This is a genomic window from Micromonospora sp. CA-263727, from assembly GCF_050942455.1.
GTDB lineage: Bacteria > Actinomycetota > Actinomycetes > Mycobacteriales > Micromonosporaceae > Micromonospora.
Genome location: NZ_CP192031.1, coordinates 6,682,324 through 6,700,017 on the forward strand (window position 1 = coordinate 6,682,324; position 17,694 = coordinate 6,700,017).

At 71.1% G+C, this 17,694-nt stretch carries 14 protein-coding genes and 1 tRNA gene; 10 read left to right on the forward strand and 5 right to left on the reverse strand.

Going from position 1 to position 17,694, the window contains the following annotated elements; genetic code table 11:
• The first annotated feature begins 138 nt into the window (after nucleotides 1-138).
• The gene (locus tag ACQPYA_RS29375; RefSeq protein ID WP_433530243.1) at nucleotides 139-2,613 is read left to right on the forward strand and encodes a penicillin-binding protein; all 2,475 of its coding nucleotides are present in this window, start codon (nucleotides 139-141) and stop codon (nucleotides 2,611-2,613) included.
• A gap of 70 nt (nucleotides 2,614-2,683) precedes the next feature.
• On the opposite strand, the gene ACQPYA_RS29380 is transcribed toward ACQPYA_RS29375, so the two are convergent.
• A complete protein-coding gene (locus tag ACQPYA_RS29380; RefSeq protein WP_433530244.1) occupies nucleotides 2,684-3,139 on the reverse strand; it encodes a GatB/YqeY domain-containing protein in 456 nt (151 codons plus the stop codon).
• Between the two features lie 25 nt (nucleotides 3,140-3,164).
• On the opposite strand from ACQPYA_RS29380, the gene ACQPYA_RS29385 reads away from it, so the two are divergent.
• Nucleotides 3,165-4,058 carry a metallophosphoesterase gene (locus ACQPYA_RS29385; protein WP_433530245.1) on the forward strand — a complete coding sequence of 298 codons (894 nt, stop codon included), beginning with the start codon at nucleotides 3,165-3,167 and terminating at the stop codon, nucleotides 4,056-4,058.
• Between the two features lie 64 nt (nucleotides 4,059-4,122).
• Nucleotides 4,123-4,199 (forward strand) — tRNA-Pro (locus ACQPYA_RS29390).
• Nucleotides 4,200-4,369: 170 nt separating this feature from the next.
• Here the strand turns inward: ACQPYA_RS29390 and ACQPYA_RS29395 are convergent.
• Genes ACQPYA_RS29395 through ACQPYA_RS29410 form a run of 4 tightly spaced genes read right to left on the reverse strand, consistent with a single transcriptional unit; the run spans nucleotide 4,370 to nucleotide 7,726 of the window.
• Nucleotides 4,370-5,575, reverse strand: coding sequence for a tyrosine-type recombinase/integrase (locus ACQPYA_RS29395; protein WP_433530246.1), 1,206 nt, complete (start codon nucleotides 5,573-5,575; stop codon nucleotides 4,370-4,372).
• Between the two features lie 3 nt (nucleotides 5,576-5,578).
• On the reverse strand, nucleotides 5,579-5,788 hold the full coding sequence (locus tag ACQPYA_RS29400) for a helix-turn-helix transcriptional regulator (protein WP_203998987.1): 210 nt from the start codon (nucleotides 5,786-5,788) through the stop codon (nucleotides 5,579-5,581).
• Nucleotides 5,785-7,026, reverse strand: coding sequence for a TRM11 family SAM-dependent methyltransferase (locus ACQPYA_RS29405; RefSeq protein WP_433530247.1), 1,242 nt, complete (start codon nucleotides 7,024-7,026; stop codon nucleotides 5,785-5,787). Before ACQPYA_RS29405 ends, ACQPYA_RS29400 begins: the two co-directional genes overlap by 4 nt.
• Nucleotides 7,019-7,726, reverse strand: coding sequence for a hypothetical protein (locus ACQPYA_RS29410; RefSeq protein WP_433530248.1), 708 nt, complete (start codon nucleotides 7,724-7,726; stop codon nucleotides 7,019-7,021). Before ACQPYA_RS29410 ends, ACQPYA_RS29405 begins: the two co-directional genes overlap by 8 nt.
• Nucleotides 7,727-8,362: 636 nt before the next feature.
• Between ACQPYA_RS29410 and ACQPYA_RS29415 the strand changes: the two genes are divergently transcribed.
• The 7 genes from ACQPYA_RS29415 to ACQPYA_RS29445 all read left to right on the forward strand — a co-directional run bounded on the left by ACQPYA_RS29415 (nucleotide 8,363) and on the right by ACQPYA_RS29445 (nucleotide 17,669).
• The gene (locus tag ACQPYA_RS29415) at nucleotides 8,363-9,184 is read left to right on the forward strand and encodes a hypothetical protein (protein ID WP_433530249.1); all 822 of its coding nucleotides are present in this window, start codon (nucleotides 8,363-8,365) and stop codon (nucleotides 9,182-9,184) included.
• A 284-nt stretch (nucleotides 9,185-9,468) separates the two neighbouring features.
• Nucleotides 9,469-9,915: a pilin gene (locus tag ACQPYA_RS29420; RefSeq protein WP_433533679.1), complete on the forward strand. Its 447-nt coding sequence runs from the start codon at nucleotides 9,469-9,471 to the stop codon at nucleotides 9,913-9,915.
• A gap of 326 nt (nucleotides 9,916-10,241) precedes the next feature.
• Entirely contained in the window at nucleotides 10,242-11,978 is a 1,737-nt protein-coding gene (locus ACQPYA_RS29425; RefSeq protein WP_433533680.1) for a hypothetical protein, read from the forward strand.
• Nucleotides 11,975-12,901: a PrgI family protein gene (locus tag ACQPYA_RS29430; protein WP_433530250.1), complete on the forward strand. Its 927-nt coding sequence runs from the start codon at nucleotides 11,975-11,977 to the stop codon at nucleotides 12,899-12,901. Before ACQPYA_RS29425 ends, ACQPYA_RS29430 begins: the two co-directional genes overlap by 4 nt.
• Complete coding sequence (locus tag ACQPYA_RS29435; RefSeq protein WP_433530251.1) at nucleotides 12,898-14,691, forward strand: VirB4 family type IV secretion system protein; 1,794 nt, start codon at nucleotides 12,898-12,900, stop codon at nucleotides 14,689-14,691. Before ACQPYA_RS29430 ends, ACQPYA_RS29435 begins: the two co-directional genes overlap by 4 nt.
• A gap of 45 nt (nucleotides 14,692-14,736) precedes the next feature.
• Nucleotides 14,737-16,077, forward strand: a complete 1,341-nt coding sequence (locus ACQPYA_RS29440; RefSeq protein ID WP_433530252.1) for a hypothetical protein — start codon at nucleotides 14,737-14,739, stop codon at nucleotides 16,075-16,077.
• The gene (locus ACQPYA_RS29445; RefSeq protein ID WP_433530253.1) at nucleotides 16,074-17,669 is read left to right on the forward strand and encodes a type IV secretory system conjugative DNA transfer family protein; all 1,596 of its coding nucleotides are present in this window, start codon (nucleotides 16,074-16,076) and stop codon (nucleotides 17,667-17,669) included. The genes ACQPYA_RS29440 and ACQPYA_RS29445 overlap by 4 nt, the downstream gene beginning before the upstream one ends.
• Nucleotides 17,670-17,694: the final 25 nt, after the last annotated feature.

Genomic DNA, 17,694 nt, shown 5'->3' on the forward strand with positions numbered 1-17,694 from the left:
AAACTCGACACGGAATCACGCAACCGGACACCCGGTGCCACGCGTCTAGCACAACGAGGCCGGCGCGCGCAGGAAATGGGGAAAAGACGCCCCAGCGCCCCTCGTTACCTGTACGCGTACCCTGTCGAGGTGACCTGGATGCGGAAACGTGACCATAACGTCCTGACCAACGCCGCATCGCTGCTCGTCTGTGGGCTGTTGGCCGGCGTGGTGGTAGCCGCGGCGGCATTCCCCGCCGTGGCGATGTCTGGCCTGGCCGCGAAGGCCGGCGCTGATACCTTCGGCGCGCTGCCGAAGGAACTGACCGTGGCCCGCGCGCCCCAGATCAGTTATCTGCTCGCCTCGGACGGCAAGACACCCCTGGCCACCATGTACGACGAGAACCGTCGAGAGGCCAAGCTGGCCGACATCTCGCCGTACATGCAGAAGGCGATCATCGCCGCCGAAGACCACCAGTTCTACAACCACAACGGGGTCGACCTCAACGGCGTCGCCCGGGCCTTCGTCAACAACAGCGACGCCACCCGGGACCGGCAGGGCGCCTCGACGCTGACCATGCAGTACGTCCGGATGGCCATCGCGTACTCGGCGACCCACCCGGCCGACGTGGTCGCCGCCACCGAGGACACCAGCGCCCGCAAGCTGCGCGAGATGCGGTACGCCATCCAGCTGGACAAGGAGATGTCCAAGGACGAGATCCTGGAGCGTTACCTCAACCTCGCCGCCTTCGGCAACGGCGCGTACGGCGTCTACGCCGCCAGCCAGGTCTACTTCAACAAGCCGCCGAAGAACCTGAAGATCGAAGAGGCCGCCATGCTGGCCGGCCTGGTCAAGGCGCCGACCTCGTTCGACCCGACCACCAAGAGCGGCTACCCGCAGGCGGTCGCCCGGCGTGACTACGTCATCGACCACATGGTCACCACCGGGGCGATCACCAAGGAGGAGGCCGAGGCGGCCAAGGCCGTCAAGCTCGTGGTCAAGGGCAAGCGGACCTCCAACGGCTGCGTCGCCGCCAACAAGAACGCCTGGGGCTTCTTCTGCGACTACTTCTACCGCTGGTGGATGGCGCAGGAGACGTTCGGCTCGACCTCGTACGACCGCGAGCGCCGGCTCAAGAGCGGCGGCTACACGATCACCACCAGCCTGGACAAGCAGGCTCAGCAGGGCGCGGACACGGCGGTCCGCAAGGCGAAGCCGGTGACCTCCAAGGAAGCCGTGATGATCGCCGTGGTCGAGCCCGGGACCGGCCGGGTGCGGGCGCTGTCGACCAACCGCAACTTCAAGCTCGACAACCCGAAGGCCCCGAAGAACGGGCCGCACAGCGATCCGGTCCAGCGCAACAAGGGCAAGCTCGGCAACTACCCGAACACGGTGAATCCGCTGCTGAGCGGCGGCGACGGGATCACCGGGTACCAGGGCGGCTCGGTCTTCAAGATCTACACCATCGTGGCCGCCCTGGAGAAGGGCATCCCGCTCAGCTACTCCATCAACGCCCCGCAGCAGTTCAAGTCCGAATACATCATCAGCAGCAGCAGCCCGGCCGCCTGCCCGGGCACCAACCTCTACTGCCCGACCAACTCCAACCGTCAGCCCGGCGGCGTGAAGGACATGTGGAGCGCCTTCTCGGCCTCGACCAACACCTACTTCGTCCCGTTGCAGCAGCAGGTGGGCGCGGAAAACGTGGTCGACGTGGCCAAGCGCCTGGGCATCCAGTTCCGGCAGAGCGAGGACGCGAAGTTCGCCAACAACAAGGAGGCCGCGCACCAGTGGGGCGCGTTCACCCTGGGCGTCTCGCAGGTAACCCCGCTGGAGCTGGCCAACTCGTACGCCACGCTGGCCGCCGACGGCAAGTACTGCGAGCCGATCCCGGTGCAGGAGATCCGCGACCTGGACGGCAACAAGCTGGACGTGGCCAACCCGCGCTGCGAGAAGCGGTTCAGCACCGAGGTCGCCCGGGCGGCCGTGGACGCGGCCCGCTGCCCGGTGGGTGACAACTCCCGTACCACCAAGTGCGGCGGCAGCCGGACGTCCCCGCAGACCAAGAGCATCGTCAACGCTCCGGTAGCGGGCAAGTCCGGCACCACCGACTCCGAGAAGACCGCCTCCCTGGTCGCGATGACCAAGCAGTACGCGGTGGCCGGCATCCTGGCCGACCCGGACTGGCCGCAGACCAACGTCAAGATGAAGCACAACCAGGCGGACGGCATCAACCCGCCGGTCAACGAGACGCTGCGCGACGCCATGAAGGGCAAGAAGAGAATCGACTTCGACCCGCCGGGTCAGAAGATCTCCCTCGGTGACCAGCGCAGCATCCCCGGCGTCAGGTGCCTCGCCATCGAGCAGGCGAAGTCGCGCATCTCCGGTGCCGGCTTCCAGCCGATCGTCTCCAGCAGCCGGGTCACCTCCGAGTGCCCCGCCGGCACTGCGGCCGGCACCAGCCCCGAGGGCCGCACCATCAAGGGCGGGTACGTGACGATCCAGGTCAGCGCCGGTGGTGGCGGCAACAACGACGGTGGCGGCAACGGCAACGGCAACGGCCGGCCCGGCAACGGTCCGTCCGGGCCGCCCAGCATCCCCACCCGCCCGCCGGACGACGACCGGCCGGGCGGCTGATCGCCGCCAGCAACGCCCACGGGCGGGCACCCAACGCGGGTGCCCGCCCGTGGCTCGTCGACAGCAGGATTCAGCCGCCGAGCTGGCCGCGTACCTCGGCGGCCACCCGACCGCCCTCGGCCCGGCCAGCCACCGCGGCCTGGGCCGCCTTCATCGCCGGGCCCATCTGGGCCTTGCCGGTGAAGCCACCCGCGGCGAGCGCCCCCGCGACCAGCTCGGTCAGCTCGGCGTCGGAGAGCTGCTTCGGCAGGTAGCGATCCAGCACCTCACCCTCGGCGGTCTCCTTGGCGGCCTGCTCGGCCCGGCCCGCGTCCGCGAAGGCGGTCGCGGCCTCCCGGCGCTTCTTCGCCTCCTTGGTCAGCACGGCCAGCACCTCTTCGTCGCTGAGCTCGCGCTTGGCCTTGCCGGAGACCTCGGCGGTGCCGACGGCGGCCAGGGCCATCCGCAGGGTGGAGGTGGTCAGCTCGTCGCGGGCCTTCAGGGCGGCGCGCATGTCAGCGGTAAGGCGGTCCTTCAACGTGCTCATGGACGGTCAAACTACCCTGATCGGCATGCGAAAGCGCACACTATTCCGGCTCGCGACCGCCACGCTCGCGACGGGCGCCGCCGCCCTGGCGTACGCGTCGCTCATCGAGCGCAACATGTTCACCCTCCGGCGCTTCGACGTCCCGGTGCTGCCGACCGGCACCGAGCCGCTGCGCGTACTTCACCTGTCGGACCTGCACATGACCCCCAACCAGCTACGCAAGCAGCAGTGGGTCGCGTCGCTGGCCGCCCTCGACCCCGACCTGGTGGTGGTGACCGGGGACAACATGGCCCACCCCGACGCGGTGCCGGGTGTGCTGCGGGCGCTGCAACCACTGCTCGACTACCCGGGCGCGTTCGTCTTCGGCTCCAACGACTACACCGGGCCGGTCTGGAAGAGCCCGTTCAGCTACTTCCTGCCCGACCGGGAATACTCGGAGGGGACCGAGCTGCCCTACGAGGAGCTGCGGGACGTCTTCACCAGGGCCGGCTGGACGGACCTGAACAACCGGCGCGGCACGATCAAGGCCGGCGGCCGGGCGATCGACATGATCGGTGTCGACGACCCGCACATCGAACGGGACGACTACCCCGCCGTGGCCGGCCCCGTCTCGACCGACGCGGACCTCTCCATCGCCCTGACCCACTCCCCCGAGCCGCCGCTGCTCGACGAGATGGCCGCCGACGGCTTCGGGCTGCTGCTCGCCGGCCACACCCACGGCGGTCAGGTCTGCGTACCTGGCGTAGGGGCGTTGGTCACCAACTGCGGTCTGCCCCGGTCGATGGCGAAGGGCCTGCACCGCTGGCCCGGCTCGGACTCCTGGCTACACGTCTCCGCCGGCCTCGGCACCCACCCCACCGCCCCGGTCCGCTTCGCCTGCCCGCCGGAGGCCAGCCTGCTCACGCTCATCCCACGCTGACCGCCGCCCCGGGGTACCGAGTTTGACCCCCGGGACGGGTGGGCTACTATTTGTCGGCACGCCTCGGGGTGTGGCGCAGCTTGGTAGCGCGCTTCGTTCGGGACGAAGAGGTCGTCGGTTCGAATCCGGCCACCCCGACCAGAGGAAACGCCCTGACCAGCAAGTACGCTGGTCAGGGCGTTGATTTTTGTCTATGGACTCTTGAATCGTCCCCCGAAAACCCCCCACTAACCCGGTCGGCAACCAGATTCTCCGTCGCATCGGCCGTGGGACGTGTCGGGGGACCGCCGGTTCATCCCTATGCGGTCCGTTTAGACAGCCGGTCGCGGCGGGTCGGGGTCACTTGCTGCCCGATCGGCGCTGAACCGTTCGAGGATGTTGGAGACGTCCGGTGCGAGGACGGGCTTGGCGATGTAGTACATGTTGGTGACGTCCTCGTTGGCGTGCCCGAGTTGGGCGGCGGCGCTCTTGGCGTCGGCCTCCTTGTCGATGAGCGTGGCCACGGTCTTGCGGAACGTGTGCGGGGTGACCCATTCGAGGCCGGTGTCGGCGCGGGCTTGTCGCCACTGGCGGCGTACGTTCTGCGGAGACAGCCACGTGCCACGCCGGGAGGCGAAGATCGCATCGTGGGGGTTGTCGGGGGCGTTGAGCTTGCGGGCCATCAGCATCCCTACCGCGAACCGAGGCAGGACCACTGTTCGGAACCCGGCGTCGGACTTCGTCCACTCCTGGCGGAAGAATCCCTTGCCTTTGAGGTAGACGATCGTGCCGCAGATAGTCAAGGTCGGGTGTTCCGCGGCGAGGTCCAGGTCTTCCCATCGCAGAGCGAGGATTTCACCGATGCGGGCGCCGGTGGCGAGCATCAGGTCGACGATGTCGGCCAGGTCTCCGGAGTGCCGGGGACCGGGCTTGCCGAGAATCGGTTGCTGCCAGGCGCGGATCGCCGAACGGACGGTCTGAAGGTGCTCATCCTTAAGGGCGGCGACCTTACGGCGCGGCTTGCGTAGTCGCCCCGTCTCGCGCACCGGGTTGGCCGTCAGCGCGCCCCGACGTACCGCCAGGGCAAACATCTGGCCGAGGACAACTTTCGCGCCTTTGGCCGCCGACGGGTGTTCCTTGGCGATATCCCGTAGGAACTTGTCGAGCCGCCCGACGCTGGCCTCGCGCACTCGCAGGCCACCGAGGGCGGGCACGATCCGTGTGCGCAGGCTGGTCTGGTACCGCTGAATGGTCTGTAGCGCGAGCCGTTCCTCAGCGATGATCTCTTCGACCCAGAGTTCGGCGAGTCTGCTGACGTGGGTCTCGCGGGTGATCTCGTCGTCGTTCGGTGCAGCGCGGTCACGAAGTGCGACCTTCAGTGCTCGGATGGCGGCAGGGCCGGTGGTGCCGGCGGCTTCGACATCGCGGGTCCTGCCGTCGTAGTCACGGAATCGGGCTCGGGCGCAGTACCGGTTGGGGCCGAGCTTCTCGGTTCGGATGGTGCCCCAGGTGCCGACTGGGAGTGGGGGTCGGGCCATGGCTCAGCGCTCCGGGTCGGTGTGGGCGTCGAGCCAGCGTTCGACCTCGCTGCGCCGGTACCGCAGGGTGTTGCCGACGCGGATGGCGCGTGGTCCCTTGCCTCGGCTGTGCCAGGCGTAGAGGGTGTTCTTCGGCTTGCCCAACCAGAGCGCAACGTCATCGATGGTCAAGAGCGGGTCGGGCCGCCATTCGGCGGCGGGCGGGGCGCTCATCGCCGGCCTGCCGTAGCGGGCGAACCGTCCTGCGGGTGGGGTTTGGTGGGGGCGGTGGGCCGCCGGGCGGCGGTGTCGGACCGTACGTCCCCCGGGATGGGGGGTGATGAGGACGGGCACGGATCGGGTGTCCTTTCCACGTCCCGGTCCGGCTTGGACCGGGTGCCGGTGGCACGGCCGTCGGGACTGGCGTTCACGGCGTGCGCGTGTGGACGTCGATCCACGTGGGCGGGGGTGAAGACATCAAGCCTGCGGCCGGTGTGCGCGGTGGCCGGGGCGCATCCGCTCACTGTCGAGGCGCGCCGGGGGTCCTGCGGCGGGGCTTTGAAGATCACCACGTCTTCGTGTTGAACGAGCCATTGCGGGTCGCCTGCGGTGATGGCGTCGCGGACGTTCTTCTGCTGAAAGAACGAGGCCCGCGGGATGATCACGCCGTCGCGAACGCCGCAGATGAGGGCGATGCACTCCTCGACCAGTTCGAGGCCGGCGTTGATGCCGGCGGCGACGACCATGCCGGGAATGTCGATGAGTTCGCCGTGGCGACGGTAGGGCCGGGCGGTGACCACGACGTGTCCGCCGGGCCGCAGGAGCGTGCGGCAACCGGCGAGAATCGCGGTGAACCCGTCGGCGAGTTGACCGTGGCTGCGGTAGGCGAGGTTGTCCCCGGCTCCATACTTGTGGTGGAGCTTGCGGACCTTGCCGCGTCTCGGGCCGGGAGTGCGGACGTGGCCGTGGGTGGACGGCCCGTACGGCGGCGAGGTGATCACCAGGGAGGCTCGCCCGTGCAGGCTCGCCGGCAGCAGGGACGGCAGCGTGGTCGAGTCGCCGTGGTAGATCTCGCCCCGGCCTGTTGCCCCGGCCTGGGCGGCGTGACGGATGTTGGCCGCTGCGTGGGCGACCCATTCGGCTTCGTACTCGACGCCGACGCCGTGTCGGTCGAGGTGCATGGCCTCGATGACGGTGGTGCCGATGCCGGCCATGGGGTCGAGCACCAGGTCACCGGGGTTGGTGTAGGTGCGGATGGCGTACCGGGCGATGGTGGGCAGCATCTTGCCGGGGTGCTTCATCGACTCGGGGGTGTATCGGCCGCGCCGCAGGTCGCGGGACGGATGTCGGCCGGTGAGCCAGACCGAACCCAGGTAGCCCTTGGCGAGCAGATCCGCCAAGTCTGACCCGGGGTACGGCGGCGCGGAGTCGTGCGGACCGGCGGTGCGGAACGACGGGCGAGGCTCAGGCATGGGGGTTCTCCTCACCGGTGGCGGTGGTGCCGAACACGACCAAATCGCGGAAGGCGGGCAGGTGGCGGCCGGCGAGCAGCCGCCGGTCGTCGGCCTCGCCGGGGTGGTCGGGGTTGGTGCGGGGCTCGTGTTCGGGCAGCGGGACGAGGACGGCGGGGATGTGCTGGTGGTAGAAGAAGCCGGCGGCGCGGGCGGCGGCGATGACCGTCGCGCGGTGGCTGAACTCGCCCGGTCCAGGTGGTGCGGGGGTGAGGCCGACGAGGAGGAACCCGCCGGGGCGCAGTAGAGGTCGCCAGGCGGTCATTGCGGTGGCCGCGCTGTCTTGGGTGAGGCGCTGCGTCCCGGCGGGCAGGCTCGCCAGGATCAGGTCGACACCGGTACCGGGCCGACGCGCCGCCCGGCGTTCGGGGGCGGACGTGAGGAGCCGCACGCGCGGGCCGTGGCGACCGGTGATCAGTCGGGCTGGTGCCCGGCGCAGGTAGCGGGTGGCGGCGAGGGCGGCGGGGTGCGCGTCGACGTCGAGCACCACGTCGCCGGCGTGGGTGTAGCGGCGGATGAGGTAGGCGAGATGGCTTGGGGAGAGTCCGTGCCAGTCCGGCACTCCGGTGCGGGGCGTGCGCTGGACGCGGCGGGGAAGGAACAGCCCGACCGGTACCGGCTGGAGCCGGTCACCGGGGGCAGTGGCGTGGGGCTTCGGCATGAGCGTGTGGGCCACGTCCGCCGACGAGCGCTGACACTAGGGGATTACAGATCCGGGTCTTGGATTGGAAACGCGCTCTGCGCCGACTCCGCCGCGCCGCCCGGCATCGCCCGGTTGAACAAGATCCTCAGTGGGTTGAACACACAGGTCAAAGCCGTCGAGACCTCGGCTGCCGGCCTCGCGTGAGCGGCGTCGAACTCCGACGCGATCGGTGACCGGTTGAACAAGATCCTTACCGGCTTGAACAAGGTCATTATCCGGTGGAACACGAACCGGCTGACTGTCGAGGGGCCTTGAACACAATCGCTGCGGGTGTGAGCGCGCGCCGACTTGAGGCGTGGATCGCGTCGGAGGGCAGTGCGTGTTCATGGGCGCGGCCTCGGCGCGGGCGCAACCGGCGTCCAGCGCCTTGAACAGCCCTGACCACGGGTTGCACACCTCGGCCCAGAGCGGCGGCCGGCTGACGGCGAGGCGCATCGATGGGGATCGGCGATGGCCGGGTTGAACACGTGTCGAGACGCCTTGAACAAGATCAGCAGTGTTCATGATCTGTTCAAAGGCCCTGGTGGCGTGGTGGCACAGCGCCGACCGGCACTCCCGCCGGACGGCACATGGTCATCACGAGGGAGCACCACCATGGACCGTCGTCCCCCTGCCACCGGCCCGGCTGCCGGGCCGCGTGGCGAGACGCTGCTTAACGACATCGAGTACCGGTTCCGGCTGCTGGGGCAGGGACCGAGCCCACTGTCGGTCGACGGCCGCTGCCTCGGCCACGGCTTGCCCCGCCGGGCTATTGCCCTGCCGGAGTTGTCGGCGATCCTGATGCACCCGTCCTGCGGTTACGCCGCTCGGGATGTGGTGTGGCGGCTGCTGGTGCAGCGTGCCCGTACCGGTGACCCGGCCTGGAGGGCCGGTGCGGTCGGCGTGGCGTTGCCGGGCTTGCGGTTCAAGGCGTACCTGCTGGCCAAGCTGTTCACCGGCGACGTGCAGGCCGCCATCGTCGAGCACTTCCTGCGCGCTCTCGGCACGGTCGACCTCGACAGGCCGGGCGTGGTCGGGAACCTGCTGTCCGCCGCGTTCTCCAAGGCCCGCGCCGAACTGCGTGACTTGGAGCCGGCCTCGTCCGGGGCACCGAACCACGCCCCCGGGGCGGTGGTGCCGCCGGCCCCGTTCGGCCACCCGGATCTCGTCTTGGCCCGCGCGGTGACCGCCGGGGTCATCACCGTGCAGGAGGCGGAGCTGATCGGCGCGACGTACCTGGAAGAGGTCAGCCTCACCGCGTACGCCGAACGGACCGGCCAGCCGCGCTGGAACCTGTACAAGCGGCGCACCGCCGCGGTGGCCCGGCTGACGGCCGCGATCGAGTCCGGCGCGCTGTCCGACCCGTACGCCGACGTGATCACCGAGGCCACCGCGACGGTGGTCCTAGACGCCTCGACCGCCCGGAAGCGTCCGTAAGCAGGTTGCCTGAGCTGCCGGTTTCCAATCCGAGGCCCGGATGTGTAATCCCCTAGTGCGGGACTTCTCCGCGCAGGTGACCTCGTTTCGACCGGATCCGTTGACGGCGCTGACACCCCGCACGGCCCCTGGCCCACCCACCGAACTTGCTGGTGAGGAGGACGGCCGCGCCGGTCGGCATCACAGGTCACCCCGCACCGCCTGGTCCCGCCTTCGCCACCCACTCGCGCGCCCCCGCCCCGCTGCGGGCTGTTTCGGCGTGCGCCCCGGAGGTGCCCAATCCCATGGATCACCGTCTTGTCCCGCGTCCCGAGGCGGCCGTTCGTCGTCTCGGGACGGGCAGGCGGGGACGGCCGACCGTCCCTCGTCTGCGTCGACACCTTCCTCAACCGGTCCGCGTCGGGCTGGTGATGCTGCTCGGTGCCGCCGCGGTGGCGGTAGCCCTCGCCGCCGTCCCTGACACGGCCTACGCGGCCGAACCAGCCTCGGTGGTGCTGTCCGCCGAGTCGATCCAACAGGTCGCCAACCGGATTCGCGCCTGGCTCGTCGGGATCCTCGTCGCCGTCGCCACGCTGTTCCTGACCGTCGGTGGCCTACGGTACTTGGCCGCCAACGGCGACCCCGGCGAGGTCGAGAAAGCCAAGCTCACGCTGCGGTCCGCCGCGATCGGCTACGGCCTTGCCCTGCTCGCGCCGCTGTTTGTCACCATCGTCGGCGCGTGGGTGGCGTGATGGGCACCCTGGCGATCCGACCCCACCCTGTCACCCGTCGGCTGGCGTTGCTGCTGCTCGGCGTGGTCGTTCTCGCTGGCCTGGCCCTCGCCTGGGCCGGGCCGGCGCACGCCGAGCCGAGCCCCGCGCCCGGCCCGCCCTCCACCGCGCCCGGCCCGCCGCCTGGCGTGCCCGACCCGGGCGTCCGCCCGCCGGGAGCGGACCCGTCCCCGTCGCCCACGCCGGCACCCGCGCCCGGCCCTGCCCCGACTCCCGGCCCGCCGTCGCAGGGGGTCGATGATGATCCGGCCTGGTACGACATCGGCGGCCAGATCCGCAAGGCCGTCGTGGACCTGGTCGTCTGGGCTGCCGAGCAGGCCCTCCAGCCGGTCATGGAGGCCCTCGGCGCATCATGGCTGTCCACCCCGGACCTCACCAATAACGAGCACGTCAAGGCGATCTGGACGATCAGCCTGATCGTCGCCAACGGCATCATCGTGCTGTTCATCGTGGCCGGCGGTTTCCTGATCACCGCTCGGGAAACGTTGCAAACCCAGTATGGGCTCAAGCAGGTGCTACCCCGCATCGCCGTGGGCGTGGTCCTCGCGAATTGCAGCCTGATCATCGGCCAGAAGGCGATCGAGCTGACCAACGCGCTCACTGTGGCCATCGCCGGCAACACGATCGACGGCCCGAGCGCCGCGACGGCGATCCGGCAGACCGTGGACGACGCCCTGCGAGGCGGCGGGTTCCTGATGGCGTTGCTGGCCATCGCGGTGATCGTGATGTGCCTCGTCCTGGAGTTCACGTTCGTCCTTCGTCTGGCGGCGCTGGTCATCCTGTTCGGGGTCGCCCCGGCGGCGTTGATCTGCCACGCCAGCCCGCTCACCGAGGGCGTGGCCCACCTGTGGTGGCGCTGTTTCCTGGCCTGCCTCGGCCTGCAACTCGGCCAGGCCATCGTCGTCATGGCCGCCATCAAGGTGTTCCTCACCCCCGCCGGACCGACCGTCATGGGCATACCCGCGACCGGGCATGGGCTCCTCGGCATCGTGGTCTGCCTGACGATGCTGTGGCTGCTGATCAAACTGCCGGGCTGGATGCGACAGTTCGTCCTCGGCCCGCTCGGGCAGCGCAACGGCCGAGGACTGATCGGTCAACTCGTCCACGCCTTCCTGATGATCAAAACGATCGGGGCGGCGGCCGGCATCCTGGGCGGCGCGAGCACCGCCCGGACCGCCGGACGGACGACTTCCCGTCCGCCCGGCCCCCGTCCGCTGCCCGGTGGCCCCCGTCCGCCCCGCCCGTCCCCTCCACCTCGTCCGGGGCCGACTCCCGTCCGCCCGTCCCCGCCGGGACCGGCCGCGTTCAGCCACGCCCCGATCACCCACACGCCGCTACCCGCGCTGTCCGGGACGAACGCCGCCCCCACCTTCAGCCACCCGTCCGCCCCGTCCACACCGGCACCGCCGTCCGCAGGTGTCCCAGGCACGCGGTTCTCTGACCCGTCCCCGCCCCAGCCGAGTCCACCGTCCCCGACGATGCCGCCGACCCGGGTCGCCTTCAGCGACGCCACGACACCGACACCCCGGCGCGGCGGTCGAGCACCGGCGGTCACGTTCTCGGCCGCACCGACACCGCAGAACGCACCACGCCGGCCACCGGCCCCAGTAACGCCGGTGTTCTCCGCAGCTCCGCACACATCGGCAGCCGGCGGTCCACGACGCGCCTCGATCCCAGCGACGCGACCTACGGCCGCACGGCGTGCCGGCCCGCACGGGCAAGCCGCCACTACGGCGGGTACCCCGGCCGCCGCCCGCCGGGCACCGGCCACCGGCACGCCCCGGCCCCGTCCGCCGATCTCGTCCGCGCCGCCATCCCGGGACGGTCGCCGGTCGGTGGTCCCGTCCCCGCCGCTGCGGCCGTCCGCGCCTGCGGCGGCGTCGTCCCCGAGTGGTGGTCCGGCATCGGCAGGTCCGGCCATCGTCCGCACCGAGCAGTCCCCGCCATCCCCGTCCCCGCCGCTAGGTCGCTCCTCCGCCCCGGCGCGGCGCTCGTCATCGAAGCCGAGGGGTGATCAGCGATGAGCCGGCCCAGCGACGAGGCGCCGATGCGGGCTCGGGTGCCCGCCGACATCGAGCGGCCCGACCGGCTTGCGTTCGGCATGTCCGGGCGGCAGTTGGTGGTCCTCGCCGTGGCGGGTCTGCTGCTCTACACGGTGTGGACGGCAGTGGCCACGGTGGTGCACCCGGTGGGGTTCCTTGCCGGGGCGATCCCGGTCGCCGCCGGGGCGTTCCTGCTCGCGGTCGGCCGCCGTGACGGGGTCGGCCTCGACATGTGGCTCCTCGCGGCGCTGCGGCACCATCGCGGTCCGCGCCGGCTTGTGCCGGCAGACGGGCCGGTCATCCCGGCTCCGGCATGGGTGCAGACCACCGCCGGGCCGGGTGACCGGCTCCCGCTGCCCGCACCGCTGCGGCTACCCGCGAAGGGCATCACACCGGACGGTCTGATCGACCTCGGCCCGGACGGCACAACCGGCCTGGTCGCGGCCTCGACGGTGGCGTTCGGGCTACGGACACCTGGGGAACAAAACGGCCTGGTGGCCGGGTTCGCGCGGTGGCTGTACAGCCTCGACGGCCCGGCGCAGATCGTGGTGCGGGCGCAGCGAGTCGACTTGACCTACCTCGCCGACCGGTTCCTCGCCGCCGCCCCGGGGCTGCCGCATTCCGCGCTGGAGGAGGCCGCTCGCGCGCACGTGGCGTTCCTCGATGACCTGGCCGGGCAGCGCGAGCTGTTGCACCGGCAGGTCACCGTCGCGGTGCGCAGCCGTCGCGGTGCGCACCACACCGCGCACCACGCGGCCGAGGCGGTGCGCGCTCTCGCCGGCTGTGAGGTTTCCGCCCGGGTCCTCGCCGGGCCGGAGGCCACGGTGCGGCTTGCGGCCAGCCTCGACCCCACCGCTTCGGCACTCACGCCCTACGCCACGTTTGTCGGAGGTGATGACCTGTGAGCCTGCTTTCCGCACTGCTGCCGAAGCGGCGACCTGCTCTGCCCGAGTCGGCCACGATCCTGTCCGGTTCGCCGGACGCCGTGGAGGTCGACGGCCGGTTCGTGCGGGTCGGGGACGGCTACAGTGCCACCCTGACCGTCGTCGGCTACCCGGCTGAGGTCGGCCCAGGGTGGGCTGAGCCGCTCCTGGCCTACCCGGGCTTGGTCGACGTCGCCTTCCATATCGAGCCGGTCCCGCCGGCGGTGGCTTCGCAGCGGCTGCGTAAGCAGCGGGGCCGGTTTGAGTCCTCCCGGCGCCAGGACGCGGCCAAGGGCCGCCTCGACGATCCCGAACTTGATGCCGCCGCGGCTGACGCCGCCGAGCTGGCGGGACGTGTGGCCCGAGGCGAGGCCCGGCTGTTCCGCCTCGGTCTGTACCTGACCGTGCACGGCGCCAGCCCGGATGAATTGGCCGATCGGGTGGCCGAGGTGCGCTCCCTAGCCTCCTCGCTGCTGCTGGAGACCGCGCCGGTGACGTGGCGGCAGTTGCAGGGCTGGATCAGCGGCCTACCCCTGGCGTTCGACGCGCTGGGGATGAAGCGGGTGTTCGATACCGATGCCCTCGCCGCAGCGTTTCCGTTCACCAGCCCCGACCTGCCCGACACCGCTGGGGACAGCGGCATGGGTGTGCTGTTTGGGCTCAACCTGCACTCGCCCGGCGTCGTTGTGTGGGACCGGTGGGCGCAGCCCAACTACAACGCCGTCATCCTCGCCCGCTCCGGAGAGGGCAAGTCCTATCTGGCGAAGCTCGACCTGTTGCGTAACCTGTGCCTCGGGGTGGAGGCGTTCGTCATCGACCCCGAAGACGAATACCTGCGCCTAGCCGACGCGGTCGGCGGCACCGTCATCCGCCTCGGCGCGGCCGGCGTGAAGATCAACCCACTTGATCTGCCGCCCGGCGACGACGACGCCCTCAACGACCGGGCGCGGTTCCTGCACACGCTCGTGACCGTAATCGGCAGCGGTGACACCGCCGTCAGCGCGCCGTTGCCCGGCGACGAAGCCCGCTCCCTCGACGTGGCGGTGCTCGCGGCGTACCGGGCCAAGGGCATCACCACTGACCCGCGCACCTGGCGACGACCGGCACCGCTGCTCGGTGATGTGATGGCCGCGCTGGAGGACACCGACGACGCCGGCCGTCGAGTCGCCGCCCGCCTGCACCCCTACGTGGCGGGCAGCATGAAGGGCCTGTTCGACGGTCCGACCACCACCGCAGCGCAGGGGCATCTCGTGGTCTTCGCCATCAAGGACCTGCCCGAGCAACTTCACCCGGTTGGCACGCTGCTCACCCTCGACACGATCTGGCGCACCGTCCGCGCCGCCACCGCACCCGGTCAGCGGCCGGAGGTGCTGCGGATGGTGCTCGTGGACGAGGCGTGGAAGCTGCTCTCCGGCGGGCGCGGCGGCGTGTTCCTGGAGACCCTGGCCAAGTCGGCGCGCAAGTATGGCGTCGGCCTGACCGTCGTCACCCAGGACGCCGCTGACGTGCTCGCCACCAAGACCGGCCGCGCCGTCGTCTCCAACGCCGCAACCCAGGTGCTGCTACGGCAGGCGCCGCAGGCGATCGGCGCGGTAGCCGAGGCGTTCGGGCTCACTGATGGCGAGCGGGCGTTCCTGCTGTCCTGCCAGCGCGGAGACGCCCTGCTTGCGGCCGGGTCGGCGCGGGTGGCCTTCCACGGCCACGCCTCCGCGACCGAGCACGAGTTGATCGTCACCGGCCCGGTCATCGGCCCGACTGCCCGTCACCGCTGACCCCGGCCCCCGAGCATCTCTCACCGCCGCCGATCGGAGTTCCGGATGGTTCCCATCCCTGCCCTGTCCCCGTCTCCGGAGCCCACCGGGTGTGTGCCTGGTCAGGGCGGCGTGCCCGGCTCCTTCGTCGGTGAGCTGCTCTGTGGCTCGTGGGGCGACGACGCCACCGACGCCGTGTGGCGTCTTGTGCGCGACCGGTGGCCGCTGCTCCTCGCCACTGTGGCGGTGCTCATCGCCGTACGGGTCGGGTGGAGCCTGTGGCGGCGGCGCGTCTGGCGGCGGCATGCCGCCGGAGCGCGGTGGCTGCAGATCATCCCGCCGGTGACCGCCACCCCTGCCGCGACGGTCGGCCTGTGGCGGCTGCTCGCCACCGTGTTGCCCGCGCCGCGCCGCTGGGCGCTGCGCCCGGCCCGGCTCGTCTGGGAGGTCGCCGCCGACCCCGACGGGATGCGCTGCGGACTGTGGCTACCACCAGGGGTCAACCCGACCGCCGTCGTGCGGCTGCTGCAACGCGGCTGGCCCGGCGTCCGCGCCGAACAGACCGCCCCACCGGCCGTCCCGACGACCGGGGCCGTGGCCGCCCTCGCGGTCTGGCCCACCCAGCCGGAATGGCTGCCCCTAGTCGAGAACGCCACCCCGGCCCCGCGCCGAGGCGTGGACGCGAGCGCCCCCGAGGAGGACCGGCTCCGGGCCGTCTACGGCGGCCTCGCCTCGGCCGGACGCACCGGCGGCGCGCTTCTGCAAGTCCACCTCGGCCGCGCACCAGCGCACCGGCTGCGGCTGCTCCGTCGCGCGATGACCAACCCACCACGCTCCCGCCGAGCACGAGGAATCACCCGCTCCGCCGGGCTGCTCACCGAGGCACTCCGTGCCGGGATCCTGACCGTGCTCGACGTGGTCACCCCTGGCCCATCGAGCACACGACGGCGCACCAGCAGCCCGACCGACCCGTACGTCGCCGAGCTGGCCCGGCAGGCGCGGGCGAAGTACGCCGACGCGCCCCACCTGCTCGTCGCCGTCCACGCGGTAGTCGCCGGTCCCACCAACCCGGCCGCTGTCGCCGCCGCCGCTGACGTCAGCTCGGGGTTCGGGCTGCTCTCGGCCCACTTCACCCGCCGCCGGCTACGGCATGGGGCGGTCGCGGCGGCCGACCGGTGGGCGCCCGAGACCCGGATGAGCCTCGTCTCCGTCGTGGAAGCCGCCGCCTTCGCGGGATTGCCCGCCGAGCCGGCCGCCTACGGCCTGCCCGGCGCGGCGTCGCGGCGTCGGGCCGCCACCCGCGAGGTCTTCCGCGCTACCCCGACCCCGCGCCGCCGGCCGCTCGCCGCCCCTCCGGCCGAGCCGGACGGGCACGACGATCCGCCGACCGTTTGGAGCACCCCTTGAACAAGATCGAAAACAAGGCTGCCGGATCGAACACCGACACCGAGGACCGCAGGCTCAACCTGGTACCGCTCGACCAGCGACACGGCCTCGGCGGCAAGGTCATCGGCACCGCCAACGCCGGACCGCCGACGCGGGTCGGAATCTCCCTGACCGACTGCCGCTACCACGTCCACGCGCTCGGGCCGACCGGCACGGGCAAGACGACCCTGCTGATGCGGATGATCCTCGATGACGTCGAGGCGGGTCGCGGCGTGGCCGCCTTCGACCCGGCCAAGGGTGACCTCATCCGTGACTTGCTGGCCCGGCTGCCCACGTCGTGTGGGGACCGGCTGGTCCTCATCGACCCGGACGAGCGGGCCGCGCCACCGGCGATCAACCTGCTCGACCCGGCCGTGCACGGCGGCAGCCCGCACGACGTGGCCGCCAATCTCACTGCGGTGATGGCGAAGGTGTGGTCGCGGTGGTGGGGCCACCGCACCGCCGACATCTGCTATCACGGCCTGCTCACCCTCGCTCACCTCGACGGCGCCACCCTCGCCCAGCTGCCGCGGCTGCTGTCCGACTCCGGATGGAGGGCCGCCCGGGTCAACGCCGTCACCAGCAGGTTGAACGCCTGGGAGGGCAACACCCTCGGCGAGTTCTGGGAAGGGTTCAACGAGTTGCCCGCCGCGCAGCGCTCCGGCCTCGTGGCCCCGCTGCTGTCCCGGCTGCGCCTGGTGCTGGCGCATCCGATGGCGAACAGCTTGTTTGGGGTGCCGGCCACCACGTTCTCCTTCGCCGACATCCTCGACGGCGGCGTCCTGCTCGCGCGGCTGCCCAAGGGCGTCCTCGGTGAGGACGGCACCCGCCTGGTCGGTTCGCTGCTGCTCGCGGGGCTGTGGCAGGCCACCACCGCCCGCGCCCGCATCCGCGAAGACGACCGCCCCGACGCCATGATTGCGCTGGACGAGTGCCACAACTTCCTGCACCTGCCCATCGGCATCGATGACGCCCTCGCCGAATCCCGCGGCCTGCATGTCTCCTGGCTCCTCGCTCACCAGTACCTCGGGCAGTTGTCCGCGGACATGGTGGAGGCGATCGACGCCAACGCCCGCAACAAGGTGTACTTCGCCCTAGCCCCCCGCGACGCCATCGACCAGGCCCGGCACCTGCGGCCGTACCTCGACGACGGAGACCTGATCCGCCTCGGCGGCTACGAAGTCGTCCTCCGCCCGGTCGCCGGTGGCCGCGTCGTGCCACCGGTTACCGCCGACACCGAGCCTCCACCCCCGGCCGTCAAGGGGCGGGCCGGCGAGCTGCGCCGCGCGGCCCGCGATCACACCGGCCTCGTCGCCGAGGACCGTCGCCGGTTGCTCGGCGAGACCGCGACCGCTGCCGCACCGGCCGAGCGGTCGACACCCGTCGAGGCAGATGTGGAACTGGTGGGTCGCAACACCTTTGCCCTACACCCCGAGTGGTCTAACGAGACCTCTAACGAGCGATCCAACGAGGAACCCAACGACCACGAACAACCGGGTGAACACGCCCCCTTGAACACGCCATACGCGCACGTGGACGGCGGTGAGGAGGGCTCGTGGACCGGAACCGACTGATAAGAGATATCCCTCCTACCCGCAC